Source organism: uncultured Anaerobiospirillum sp., assembly GCF_902485895.1.
GTDB lineage: Bacteria > Pseudomonadota > Gammaproteobacteria > Enterobacterales > Succinivibrionaceae > Anaerobiospirillum > Anaerobiospirillum succiniciproducens.
Window position 1 is genome coordinate 42,980 of sequence record NZ_CABTML010000107.1, and the last position, 14,086, is coordinate 57,065.

Consider the following 14,086-nt stretch of genomic DNA (forward strand, 5'->3'; position numbering starts at 1 on the left):
CTTACTAAAGATCTAGGTTTTAAAGCCTAGACTGTAAAGTTTTGCGCCTCTTCAATAAGCTCAAGCTCTCGGTAATCATTAGCTGTAATTACATTAGCAAAGTCCAGGATCATGCTTGTCGCACTCTTACATTGTAAGCTGCTAGCAACATTTGTGTCTATCGGCATCACTACACTAGTATCTAGGGCCGTCGCGACATTTGACGGTGCGAGCACTAAGGTTGTAATTTCGTAAAGCTCAAGCTGCTTAAACTTCTTGATTAAAGACTCACCTAAGCGCTCTTGTAAGATGTCTGTTTTGCAGTTAAATAGGCCCAATACTTCTCAAAAACCTGATAAATATGCCATTTAGGCAGCTACTAGCATCTACGTGAATATGGATAAACTAATCCAGTTATTACCCTACTTAGCCACCCCTTACATAATCTAAATTCTGTTTTGCAGTTAAAATGACCGAATACAGCCGCAGAAGCTGATAAGTATGGCGTTTGATGAGCTACTGATTTCTACGTAAATGTGGATAAACTAATCGGCTATGCCCTACTTTGCTACCCTCTATGATCTGGCATCTTCTAAAATCTGTTTTGCAGTTAAAGAGGCCCAATACTGCTCAAAAGCCTGATAAGTACGCCATTTAGGCAGCTACTAGCATCTACGTGAATGTGGATAAACTAATCAGCTGTGCCATACTTTGCTGTCGCCTATGGCCGTAGCTGCAGTTAAAATCTGTTTTGCAGTTAAAGAGACCAAATACTGCTCAAAAACCAGATATGAATGGCGTTTGATGAGCTACTAGTTTCTACGTGAATGTGGATAAACTAATCGGCTATGCCCTACTTTGCCACCCTCTATGATCTAGCATCATCTTAGATCTGTTTTGCAGTTAAAGAGGACAAATACTGCTGTAAAACTTGATACGTATGCCGTTTATGTAGCTACTGGTTTCTACGTGAATGTGGATAAACTAATCGGCTATGCCCTACCTTCAGCCATCTATTACCCTAGCTGCAGTTAAAATCTGTTTTGCAGTTAAAGAGACCAAATACTGCTGTAAAACCTGATAAGTATAGCGTTTGATGCGCTACTGATTTCTACGTGAATGTGGATAAACTAATCAGCTATGCCCTACTTTGCCACCCTCTATGATCTGGCATCATCTTAGAATCTGTTTTGCAGTTAAAGAGGCCAAATAGTGCAGTAAAAGCTGATAAGTATGGCGTTTATGCAGCTACTGATTTCTACGTGAATGTGGATAAACAAATTGGTTGTTGGGGTAATTACACAGCATTGCTATCAGTTATAGTGGTGATCTGGCTGTGCAAGCGATTATCGTCTATGGTTGAGTGAGACAGATGGGATACATTAAGCTATTATATCTATCCTGATCGTATCAACTGCTAAGGCTTTCTGTGCATGGTTAGCTTAAGCGGTTGTGCGTGGCTGTGTTTTTGTTTAGTTGTTAACTGTTCCTGGGGTTATTATGCTGCACTTTCTTGGTTCTAATACGGTTGTGAGTGTACTTGTAGTAGTACTTGCCGTAACCTGCGCCATTCTCTATGCCAAGGTCTTAGCCTTACGCGTTAAGTCACGCAATAACCCTGAGCTAGTTGAGATCACCACCAAATCAGAGCAGCTTGCTAAAGAAAAAGAGTTCTTACAAGCTGAGCTTGATAAGCTTAAAACAAACTTTGAAGAGCTCTCTAAAAGCGCCCAAGAAAAGGAAGTTAACCTAAGCTCCACTACCGCTGATCTCAAGGCCAAGATGGAGGCTCTTAGCGCTAAGATCGAAGAGCGCGAGAACTATATTCAAAAGCTTAGCTCTGACCATGAAAACGAAGTTGCAGTTTTAAAGAAGAAAGCTGAGGATGAGCTCAATCAGGTCAAAACTGAGTCACGTGAGCTCCTTGAGAAAACCAAGAGTGAAAATGCAGCGCTCTTAGAAAAAACTAAGAATGAAAGTACTGCTCTTTTAGAGAAGACTAAGAGCGAAAGCAGCGCTTTGCTTGAGAAGACCAAAGAAGAGGATAAGGCCTTACTGCAGGCAACTAAAGAAGAGGCTCAATCTCAGCTTGAACAGCTTAAGCAAGAGGCTAATGAGACTAATCGTAAGCTTAGTGAAGAACACGAAAAGACCATTAAGAAGCTCAGTGAAGATCACGACAAGACTTTAAAGAAGCTTGAGGAGCAAGCAAAAGCTAGCTTAGAAGATTGTAAAGAGGTGCATAAGAAGACCTTAGCAGATCTCAAGAACGCTCATGAGGAGCTCTTAAACAACACCATTAGCAGCTCTAAGCAAACTATCGATAAGCTTGAAAAAGACAATCGCGATCTCAAGCAAAAGCTTGAAGATATGTCCAACACTCTTTCAGAAAAGATCTCAAAAGTGGCCTCTCTTACTAGCGAGGTGACTACGCTTAAGACTATTCAAGAGAACGAAGAAAAGCGTATTGCTGAAAACAATAAAAACTTAGAAAACCGCCTTAATAACTTAGGTGAAAAGCTCTTAAAAGAAAGATCAGAGTCCTTACAGTCTGCTAACAAAGAACATATGCAGATCATTGTTAATCCTCTGCAAAAAGAGCTGGCTACATTTAGAGAGCTTATCAACGCAACACAAAAGACCAGTTCTGAGCAGGCTGGCCAGCTTAAAAATGAGCTTAAGAATCTGCAGCAAGCCCAGGTTACTTTAGAACAGCAGGCTCACAACTTGACTAATGCCTTAATGCAAGGCGCTAAGACTCAGGGCATGTGGGGTGAGCTGCGTTTAGAGAAAGTTTTAGAGGCCGCAGGCTTAGTTAAAAACGAAACCTACGTACGTGAGCTTGCCTCAACAAATGAAGAGGGTGAACGAGGACGTGTCGATGTGCTTGTGCAACTGCCACAAAACCAAGGCATTATTATTGACTCTAAGTGCTCTTTAAGCGCCTATACACAGTACATTGCAGCTGAAAACGAAGGTGATGAGGATGCGGCTAATGATGCTCTTAAGCGTCATATTACATCTGTGTATAACCATATTGCTGAGCTTAAAAATAAGGATTATCCATCCTATGGCGAGTTTGGCAGTCCAAACTTTGTCTTTATGTTTGTGCCTATCGATCAGGCCTTAACCATTGCCTTGAAGAATGATCCAACTATGTATGACAAAGCTCAAAGCGATAACGTCTACCTAGTATCACCTTCAACCTTATTCCCTGCGCTGCGTATTGTGGCTAATTTATGGAATTTAGCTCATCAAGGCGACAAGTTTAAGCAATTATCTAAGAGCGCTGATGCTATCTACCGCAAATGCGACAAGGTCTGTAGAGACTTTGAAAAGATTAAGCAGATCCGCGACAATTTCAATAAGCAAATTGATGCGGTCAATACCTCCTTATGTGAAGGTCGCGGTAACTTACGTAGATTACTTGAGGTCTTCTCTTACGATGCACCTAATCTTACTGAGCAGGCATTTAAGAACTATGAGCATGAGCTTGGCATTGGCATGCAAGATGACAATGTCAAAGCCATTGAATGCTCTATCAAGCCGCTTAAAACCATTTCGCTAGCAGAGGACTCTACAAGCTCTGATGATGCGAACAATAAGATCAGTGACTCTCAAAGCGTAGTATCTAATGAAACTGATGTACCTTTATTTGATGAGCCACAATTAGCTGCAGCCAAAGACACCATAGCCTCTACAATCTCTCTTGAGATTGATGGAAATGAGGCAGGTGTTATACCTGTTGAAGCTAATGCATCTGAAGATCTTGCCAATGGCAACAGCGATGATCTTAATGAGGATGATGCTGACGATAAGCAGCACCCGCTCCATGGCACAGACTAAATAAGGTCGGCATAGCTAACAAGCATCTCGTAACTAAAGATCGCAGTCGCTGCGATCTTTAGTTTGAGTTGAAAAAGAGACTGTTCACATGGCAAATGGTTTAAGCTCATTCCTAAACCTTCCAAGTTGGGATGGTCATAATCTAGAGGTCGAAAAGATCTCTAGGCTCTATGACACAACCACAACTACCTACAAGTTTTGGTGGGGCTTATCTTTATTGGATGTTGTAGAACAAGGCCGTGCTTCTGTCTCGCTTAATGAACTGATTGTCATGATGCTGTCTAAGGCCTATCCGCCTTACAAGACCTTTCACTTTTCCTTTGGCTTGCAGGATGTTCTGCCAGAGCGCATCGACACATTAGAACGTATCTTTGAAAGTCATCTGCCTAAGCTATGCAAGAGCCTTGAGATCTCAACTCATCTAAATGGTATGCCATGCTCTCTAGAGGACTTGTTTAAGCTAGATAGTCTGTGCGATTGGCTGCTACCAATTACCTGTATCTCTGGCAAAAAGAATCTTACTAAACTCTATAACTACTATCATCAGCTTTTAAGCCACACTGCATCTACAAAAGGATCACGCCTGCGTATTTATCTACCAGCTAATCCTGCCGATACCAATGCAAGCATGCACAAGCTTGAGCAGCCACAAACGAGAGTTATGAGCGATGAGGCTCATGATCTCATGGAGTTCTTCTTATCTGAGCTCAATGACTTTTGTGGCGATCTTCTTAAACTGAGCATTTATGTCCCTGATCGCTTTCTATCTCCATGGAATGGCAATGCTAAGGCATCAGATCTGAGCAACAATGCCCCATACTGCATTATGGCATCTGGAAGTGAGCTACTCGATGCTATTGAAAGTTCGCGTGATAGCTCAGCTACTAAGACAGCGACATCGCCTATCTTGACTGATGTATCGAGCATAAATGCCTTAACTAGCCATGCTGATGAGCTACTGTCATGCCTCAAAGGCATGCTCCCCCAAAATGCATTTAGGAAGCTTAATCTAGTAGTCTTTAATCCATTGTATGGCGGCTACTTTAGAGCCAATATCATGGTGCTAAGAGCCTTTAGCTACCATCGTTTAGCCGAGTATATGGAAAAGCACAATCGTCTGATGCCGGCCATTGTCTCTAAGCTGTACGCCCCTGAAGAAGTGCGTAATAGCCTGAAGGTGCAACATAAGTACTTTTCAACCTACTTACAAGAACAAGGGCCTTTACGTTCTATCTACGATGATGTGCACTTTAAGGCGCATGATCGCTTTGCACTAGACCACTTCTTGCCATGGTCTTTTGTTCACCATGACATGATTTGGAACCTCACTCCTCTTGATGACTCAGCTAATAGTTCTAAGAGCAATAATCTCCCACCGCTTGAGTGCATTGAGAGATTAGCAAAACAACATCAAGAGCTCCTTAGATTCCACTTTAACCGTGCCAATAGCGAAAATGATTCACCTGAGGCAGATGATAAGTCTGATGGTGGAGCCATGCTTGTAGCTTCAGACAATAACCTCGGCTCAGACTTTAAGCTTATAGTGGATCACTACCTTGAAATAAGTCACGGTAAATCTATCAATGATCTTACTAAGCTTAGTGACTCAGACTTCTGTGATCTTATCGGCAACGAAATTCGTCCATCCTATCAAGTGGCCATCAATCAGGGCTTTAGCCGCTGGAACACCATCATCATCTAGTTCTTATTAGCACCAGGAATACCATCATTATCTAGTTATTATTAGACGCTGGAATACTACCGTCAGCTAGATCTTATAGGCGCAAAAAAGCCGCCAAATGGCGGCCTTGTAGAAAAGTTGTATTTTCCTTGATGTTGCTAGGCTTTTACCCACATCTCATTTGATGTAGACGCAAGGACTATGCGTCCTTATACCTTCTCAACTACAGGTGCAGCCTCAATGCAAACATCCATACGCTTGCGTACTGGGCTAGGAACTACACCCTTAAGGGCAAATACCTCTAAGAGAGCTGCAGCATCGTGGTTTTGACGGAAAGCAAGCTCCATTGGGAATAAGAGTACTAACTCAAAGAAGCGTACTAAAGAGTTATCTGAAAGAGTTACCTCTTGTACGTTCTTATCATAAGCGCCTAATGCTGTGAGCATACCGCCAGTGAAGTCAGTGGAGGAATGTAAAGTACGGTTTTGGTTGAAGGTGTAACCAAAGCCTACGAACTCATCAGTAGTTAAGATGTAGTTAATGAGCTCACATAAGGTGTTGATTGGCCATAAGTTGTAGCTCTCAGAGTTTGAAAACTCCCACTCTTTTGGCAGACAGATAGCAAGCTCAATACGGCTGTTAGTAAGCTCATCCACCCCTGCTGGTACATTTAACTTTCTGCCTGATACACCCTTGGTGATAATGAGGTTAAATGGGTGCTCTTCAGTTGGAGCAATGTTTAACAGCTCATAGCGATCAGTCTTGAATAAGATCTTGTAGGTACCGAAGTTCTTTTTGATGTGCTCATCAATAATAGCCTCGTCCTGCTTGCTAAGAGAGATCTCATGATTGTCTGGATCTAAGGTCTTGCACAGGGTAAGCATACGCTGAATAGTAGGCAGCAGCTTGTCCTCGCTGCCAAACTTAATAAAGCGCAGAGCACGCTCAAAACGCATTTGAGCATCGGCACTTAAACCAAGCTTAAACAGAGCATAGCCCTTGTAGAACAGATAGGTTGAGTGCTCCTTGCCATCACCAGCGAAGCGATCTAACAGAGCGTTGGCGTTCATGTAGAGATCTTCAGCAGAGCCTGCTAAACCTACAGCCTCAGCTGATGAGCTTTCGATAGCATTGCCAGCATTGATATAGGCACGTGCAAGTTCTAAGGCAAGCTCGTAATCGATATCATCAAGTAAAGGCTCAAGCAGATCCATAATGCCTGCATAAGCATCTGCCTCATACAGCTCCTTTACCTTTTGTAACATCTGAGCTTTTGCTGCCTGCTCCATGTCTCAATCTCCTCTAAACCAAAATCCTAACGTCCCAAAATATCGGGCCATAAGCTAAGCAAACTTAAGTAAGTTTGCTGCAACTTAAGTCATAAGGCATTGCAGTTATCCTTAAGTGATCTTAAGTGCGTGCCTATTGTAGCCTATTGCAGATGCGTATTTACCTCAAATGACTAAAGCTTTGCAAATACTCGCTTATATTTGCAATTTAACCAAGGCAGCCAAAGAGCACTTCACCATCAAGCACCACTTGCCTAGAGACTAAAAAACAACGCCCAGCAAGGAGAAATCCTTCTGGGCGCTTGGTTAAATTGAATCCGTTACGATGGTATTAACTACGCCAGCGCAGAATCTTTGGCATAAAACGAGGTACGTTTTGGCAGTACTCTTCAAACTCCTCAGGGAAGTCTTTGCGCAGACGTGGCTCATCTAAGAAGATGGCAAAGCAATATGCAAAGACCACGATAAAGAGCGGCAGCACTAAGGTGGCTAAAGAATTTAAGGCACAAGATAAGCCCATGAAGTATAAGAATACGCCTAAGTGCATTGGGTTACGGCAAATGCCATAAGGACCAGTGGTAACTAAGTGCTTTGTCTCGGTCATCATCTTGATGTTGCCAAAGTTACCTGCAGCACCCTTGCCTTTAACTACGAGAGCATAGTTTGACCAAATCGCAAAGAAAAGACCGACAGCTGAGGTAAGGCCGCCTAAGATGTAAGTAGAGGCATCCTCAGGTAAGAAAGTCATTGGCCACTGCACAGAAATAAAATACATCACTGCAGGAGCCACTACGATAAATCCAAAGAATCCTAAGAAATAAAAGATCTTATCTTTAACGCTTAATACCATTGCTTAAACCACTATTAGGAACATAGAGAACAACAACTAAGCTCATACAAACACTGCTGCGGCTAGTTCCACAAGCAATAGCTAGTGGCTTGGCACTAAGGGAGAGTTATACCCTCAATAAGCATGAACTCATAAATTTGTACACAGATATACATGTACAAACGCTTAGAGCCTCAAGATCAAACATGGCGATCTCAAGCCCTTACACAAGGCAGGCATCATCAAGATTAGGCCCAACCTTGGGCACAAGTTTAACAGCTAGCAAAAGAGTTGGCTGCATAAATGATAAAGCCCCGCATGTGCGAGGCTCCATAGATCACAAAACTGAGTTTTTTTAGTAAGCACCTGAGTGCTAATTGCCTCAATACGGCGCACCAAGGTGTGCCTTTGAGGCTCATTTAGCTCCTAGGCAGTGTCATTGTTGTTACTGCCTAAGAGCTAAGGCTTTTGGCAGAGTCTTGGCTCACTCTTAGCGCTTAGACTCTTTTTCAGCCTGTTCAAGCAAGTTAGCTAGAACATGGATTGGGTGGTTAGCACGCTTGTGCTCCATACGATGAACTTGTGAGCGACAAGAGAAGCCTGTGATTAAGCACTGAGCAAAGTCACGTTCACGAATCTTTGCCTGCCAGTTTTGCTCGTAAACGGTACGAGTCTCATCTAAATTGTCTTTCATATGACCAAAGAGACCAGCCATACCGCAGCAAGCTACAGACACAGGCATGAGGCGCAGCTTGAAGTGAGCTAAGATCTGTTGCCACATCTGTACTGACAGAGGCACTAAAGCTTGCTCAGTACAGTGACAGAACAGATAGAAGTCCTCAGTGTAATCGCAAGATGCAATCACATCCTCATTAACAGCACCTGAAGAAACCTCTTGATCTGGAGTCTTTCTGCGCACAATGTCCTCAAGTGCGTTTTTGATCTTGGCCTCTTTAGCTAAGAATTTCTCGCTAGCTAAAGCCTGCTTTAACCACTCCTCTGGCAGCATCACGTTGAAGTCAGGGCAGTTTGGTATGAGGGACTTGTACTCATCGCGATAACAAATGGTCAGCGCTGGATCAAAGCCCACTAAAGTTAAGCCCTTGGCATTGAGGCGTGCTAAACGCTCAGCCTGCGGACGAGCCTTGCGAATAAAGGCTGCACGCGCACCACGGATCACTAAGAGCTTACCATTGGTATATGGCTTTAAGATCGCCACTTTAAAACCCATGGAGCGAACTAACTTAGCTAAATCAATCAGGCCATCAGCCTCATAACTTGCAGTAAAGGCATTAGAGACAACAATGACATCATAATGAGCTGCACGTGCCTCTGCCTCTTTGGCAGTTAACACCTGAATGTTGGCATCTTGAGCCTGCTGACGTAAGGTACGCTCATTGAACTTAGGCAGATCAACAAACTTAAAGATGTTCTCAACTAACAGCTTGCTTAAGGAGTTTTGCAGTAATGCATTAGACAAACGAGGTACGCGAGCCATTAATGGATTGGTACGCTCAGCATTCATGCATAAGAAGTCCATAGAAGGACGTAAATAGCGGCTGTAGTAGAAGTTTAAGAAACGTGAGTTAAGCTCAGCTGAGTTTACGTGAGCTGGGCATTGGGTCTTACAGGACTTACATGATAAGCAAGTAGCCACATGACCTAAGTACTCGTGATTAAAGTCCTCACGCTCAAAGAGAGTGTTGTAAGTACGCTCAAATAGGTTGCCTACATAAGAGACAGCAGCCACACAAGACTCTTTAAAAGTACGCTCACGAGAGGCCTCGATTGTGAGTTTTTCCTCAGCTGCATTAATATCCACACCACGCTCAGTCATTAAACGCAGCCACTCACGCATTAAGCCTGAATAGCCCTTTGGAGACTTGACGTGATCTTTGCTATAACGATAGCTTGGACACATTAAAGAGGTTGTTGAGTAGCTAAAGCATTGGCCATTACCATTACAGTTCATAGCACCATCAAAGCTATCGCGTACTCGAATATCAATAGTTCTGTCGAGATCGCCACGCATAGGATCATCAACAGCAACTAACTTGTCAGTCTCGTTACCAAAAGGCACGCAGATCTTACCTGGGTTGAGACGATTGTCCTTATCAAAGGCAGCCTTAACTTTACGGGCTAATGGATAGAGCTCACCAAAGAACACTTCACCATAGCATGAGCGGTAACCACGACCATGCTCACCCCACATCTGACCGCCATATTTCTTAACTAACTCGACGACACCATCGGAGATCTTAACTAGCTTCTCGCGATCCTCATCGGTGGTAAGATCTAAGGCAGGACGTACGTGCATAAGTCCAGTATCAACGTGACCAAACATGCCGTAAGTTACGTTCATGCCATCAAGCAGAGCTCTAAACTCCAAGATGTAATCGGCTAAGTTCTCTGGAGGAACGACGGTATCCTCGGTAAAGGCTACTAACTTCTTAGCACCTGCAGCTGAGCCTAACAGACCTACAGCTTTCTTACGCATACCGTAAACAGCTGCAATGCCTTCCTTAGTTTCAACAATGCAAGCACCTAAAATACCCATCTGACGCTTTTGAGACTGCTTAATAGTCTGATCGTAAAGCTTGAGCATGAAAGCCTTAACATTCTCAGTGTCCATGCCATTAAATTCGACAATGTTGACACCTGAGATCTCAGCGCCCTCAACATCAGTAATATAGTCTTTAACTGAGAGCCATACAGGATCCTTTTTAGCAAGGTTAAGTACCTTAGAATCTACAGTCTCAACTGAGAATACGCCAGCCTTGATTAAGGCATTAGCATGGCGCAGGGCAGAGTCGAAATTCTCATACTTAACCACACATAAAGCACGATAAGTAGGCTTAACTGTTAAGTCTAATTTAGCTCCGACTACAGTACATAAAGTACCTTCAGCACCGCAGACTAAACGGCACAGATTTAAAGTATCACTCTTAGGATCATAAGCATGATCGAGATCATAGCCAGTTAAGAAGCGGTTTAGCTTAGGAAAATGCTGCTTAATAGCTGCGGCATTGTCTTTAACCAGGGAGTAGACAGTACGATAGATATCACCCTCAAGATTCTTAAGGGCAAGCTTTGCTTTAAGCTCATCGCCACTTACTGGCTTAAACAGCGCAGTAGAGCCATCTTCAAGAACAACATCCACCTCTAAAATATGCTCAGAGGTACGACCGTAAACTAATGATCCTTGGCCTGCAGCATCGTTTGAGAGCATGCCGCCAATGGTGGCACGTGAAGATGTAGACAGCTCCGGTGAGAAGAATAAGTTCTCTTTAGCAGTTAACTCATTGAGCTCATCTTTAATCACACCTGGCTGAACGTAGATAGAACGCTCTTGTGGGTTAAAGTCCCATACATTCTTCATGTGGCGAGACATATCAATCACGATACCATCGGTAAGAGATTGACCATTAGTTCCAGTACCACCACCACGTGGAGCAAACTTCACACTCTTAAACTCTGAGCGTGAGGCTAATTTGAAGATCTCAACTACATCTTCTTTGCTCTTTGGGAACAACACTGCCTGAGGCATACGCTGATAGACAGAGTTATCGGTAGCAACTAATAATCTTGCTGCATAACGGTCTTCAATCTCGCCTGAAAAGTTGCTTGAAGTCAGTGCCTCGAGAAACTTCACGTATGCTGTCTCAATCTTTCTAAGATTGTAAATACGAGGAACCATAACCGTCACTTGCATAACTCCCGTGTGATAGTAAATGCACAGATCCTAAATTCTGTTGCATGGCAAAAAGTGAAACTAAAACTGTCTAGACTGTCTAACGACAAAAAATGAGCCTCAATGATAAGCCAAAGCGCATCTCTAGGCAAAACTCATCAAGTTTTCAAAAGCTAAGCAACAGCCGCCCAACAATTTTTTAAAACTCTCACGAACCTCCCTATTGTCATGCTCCAAGCCGCTACATATCGCCTCATAACCTTACAAAAAACCCGCATCTAAAGTGAAATTTTCTATCCATTTAACCATCTCAGAGCACTATGCGGCCAAATGGGGCATCAAAAAGTTAAGACTATGAATGGATACAAAACAGCTTTGTAGAGTTTAGGGAACATCCGATCAACAAATAACCTTTCTAAAAACAGAAAACCCCCGTTTGACAACGCAAACGAGGGCTTAGTACGTGCTTTGTACTCAACCTAGCTAAGCTCACCAAAATAGCAGTCATCAATCAGACTGCTAAATTTGGAGTAATAACCACGGTATTAATTAGCTTGGTTAAGACATTATGCTTGGAATCTAGCGTGGCTGAACTGCACCATTTGGAGCTAAGCCCTGAACGGCATTAGCTGGAGCAGGAGCTGCAGTACCATTGAGTGGAGTAATGCGCTTTACGTCGATAGAGGTGGATAAGAAGTCCTTATCAACTTCACCAACTAACTCAATTGGCATGTCCTTAGAAACGTAAGACCAGTCGTAATCGTCATCTAACTCAACTTCGATAGTACCAGTGCTGTCAGCAAAGAGGTAACGCTCGTGGCCTAAGTAGTTAACTAAAGCACCACGTAAAGTTACAAGCTGATCGTCATAAGCGTTGCGATCTACGTCTGCAACAGTGTTTACTGCTGGAGTGTTGAAGCCAGATGGACCACCCATAGCAAAAGCAGCTGGAGTGGATAAAACGGATAATGCTGCAACTGCGGCTAAAACTTTTAAAGTCTTCATAAGAATCACCCATGTTGGTCTAGTTTGTTAGACCATAAGATTTTGTACTTGTCTTTGCATGCCTACGGATTACGACTTATCAGAGCCAAGCGGCAATAATGCAATATCATTAACAAGAGGCTCACGGCTCTTACAAGCCTAGGCTTAAGATTGCAAAGGCAAAAGCTATTTAAGCTTTGAATAAAGAAACCTGGCATCCTTGTGCTTAAAGTTAAATTTTAAGCGTGGTGACGCTAACCACTTAAGCTAAGATGGAAGTCATCTTAGATAAAAGCATAGTGCAGCATTTGCGCCCTACGTTTGTTTGCAAATCTAGCCTTAAGCTTTCAACATGACCATGCCTAAGGCTAGTTTTTCAGTGCTGAAACCTAAGTTATTACTTAGCTAAAACGGCGTCGTCTACGTCAATCTTAACGTTGCCGTGCTCGCGATCTAACTCACCGAATACAGTGATAAGAGCGCCTTTCTGGAGGTGACCCCAGTTGCGATCGTCGTCGAGCTGGATGAGGATACGACCAGTGTCATCGGTAAGCTCGTAGTTCTCACCACCTAAGAAGTTGGTTAAGCGGCCAGTTACAGATACACGCTGCTCATCAGTACCTGACTGAACTAACTGAGCGATGGTGTTGGTTGGAGCAGATGGAGCGCCAAAACCTGCAGGGGCGGCTGGGTTGCCTGCGTTCTCAAAGCCTGCTGGAGCCTGAGCAGCAAAAGCAGCTGAAGAGGCTAATACGAGAGCAGAAGCTGCGGCGATAACAGATAACTTAGTCATGATTTGAATCCTCACTTGAAAATACTTAGGAGTAGTAACTTTAGCCACGAACTGAGTGCAAAATGTATTTGCAAGTGACAACAACAACTGTCTTTAATAAGCTCAACTTTATTCCTTTGTGAGCTTCAGCTCGGTGCGTTACCTTGTATGAGTTCATTAAAAACTATTGTTCTTAGCTGAAACTTAGTAGCACCTATATTTATGCAAACATCTGTCAGATCTTAGAGCCTAAGATCGCCACAAACATTGATTTCATCGGGCTTCAAGGAAGGTTAAATTTTTTTTAATTTTTTTGTTCCAATCTGTTACAAAGCCTTATTTTATCTAAGTTTCCGCTAAATCTTAGCTAAGTCAAAACTAAGAAAACACCCTCAATTATCGCTAAAGCCTGATCCCATCTGCATTGGCATAATCTTGCACAATTACGCCATCAAAAACGTCGCCAAATGCATCACACTTTTAAGCTTAGTAAGACAAAACTCCACCATTTTGCACAGCACAAACTTAGCAAACAAAAGTGTAATCACCCCATGCAAGATCTTAAGATCAGAACAATAACCGCATCTGATAACAGTTATGAAAAGAAAACTGTGAGCAAGAACATAGGCTCTATCTAATGATAATTACAAATCTGGCGCATATTGCTATATTGAACAATACACGGCGTAGTGTGCGCATTTAAGCTGCGTCCTTTACTCACATAGAGTTAAAGGCCAACACGATTAACTTTGCTTATGCAAAACATTTTTGCCTATGCTCAAGTTCCTAAGCATATGCACAAATTTTCTAAGCATATGCAAAAGTTTTCTGAGCATATGCCCATACACCATGCCTAGCACCATCATATGCCTGTCTGTAAAATTCATCATCCTAGATACATTGATTGTGCTAATATCGCTATGGTGATACACCGCAAGATCTCAAGCATCTTGTTTTTATCATCAGTGCACGCAGCATCATCGATAAGTTATTGAGGATGCTTTTTGTCAACAAA

General features: G+C 42.9%; 8 protein-coding genes. 2 read left to right on the top strand and 6 right to left on the bottom strand.

Annotated elements, in window-relative coordinates; translation table 11 throughout:
- Positions 1-26: 26 nt before the first annotated feature.
- On the bottom strand, positions 27-317 hold the full coding sequence (locus RDO37_RS08865) for a hypothetical protein (protein ID WP_308498824.1): 291 nt from the start codon (positions 315-317) through the stop codon (positions 27-29).
- Between the two features lie 1,162 nt (positions 318-1,479).
- On the opposite strand from RDO37_RS08865, the gene rmuC reads away from it, so the two are divergent.
- A complete protein-coding gene (gene rmuC, locus RDO37_RS08870; protein WP_308498825.1) occupies positions 1,480-3,825 on the top strand; it encodes a DNA recombination protein RmuC in 2,346 nt (781 codons plus the stop codon).
- Positions 3,826-3,913: 88 nt separating this feature from the next.
- Positions 3,914-5,527: an HNH endonuclease domain-containing protein gene (locus RDO37_RS08875; protein WP_308498826.1), complete on the top strand. Its 1,614-nt coding sequence runs from the start codon at positions 3,914-3,916 to the stop codon at positions 5,525-5,527.
- A gap of 188 nt (positions 5,528-5,715) precedes the next feature.
- On the opposite strand, the gene RDO37_RS08880 is transcribed toward RDO37_RS08875, so the two are convergent.
- The 5 genes from RDO37_RS08880 to RDO37_RS08900 form a co-directional block, all read right to left on the bottom strand.
- Positions 5,716-6,795, bottom strand: coding sequence for a suppressor of fused domain protein (locus RDO37_RS08880; RefSeq protein ID WP_303075047.1), 1,080 nt, complete (start codon positions 6,793-6,795; stop codon positions 5,716-5,718).
- Between the two features lie 331 nt (positions 6,796-7,126).
- Positions 7,127-7,645, bottom strand: coding sequence for an isoprenylcysteine carboxylmethyltransferase family protein (locus RDO37_RS08885; RefSeq protein WP_027939714.1), 519 nt, complete (start codon positions 7,643-7,645; stop codon positions 7,127-7,129).
- A 469-nt stretch (positions 7,646-8,114) separates the two neighbouring features.
- The gene (locus RDO37_RS08890; protein ID WP_308498827.1) at positions 8,115-11,321 is read right to left on the bottom strand and encodes an FAD-binding and (Fe-S)-binding domain-containing protein; all 3,207 of its coding nucleotides are present in this window, start codon (positions 11,319-11,321) and stop codon (positions 8,115-8,117) included.
- 573 nt (positions 11,322-11,894) lie between these two features.
- The gene (locus tag RDO37_RS08895) at positions 11,895-12,320 is read right to left on the bottom strand and encodes a NirD/YgiW/YdeI family stress tolerance protein (protein WP_308498828.1); all 426 of its coding nucleotides are present in this window, start codon (positions 12,318-12,320) and stop codon (positions 11,895-11,897) included.
- Positions 12,321-12,696: 376 nt separating this feature from the next.
- Positions 12,697-13,092 carry a NirD/YgiW/YdeI family stress tolerance protein gene (locus RDO37_RS08900; protein WP_052338969.1) on the bottom strand — a complete coding sequence of 132 codons (396 nt, stop codon included), beginning with the start codon at positions 13,090-13,092 and terminating at the stop codon, positions 12,697-12,699.
- Positions 13,093-14,086: the final 994 nt, after the last annotated feature.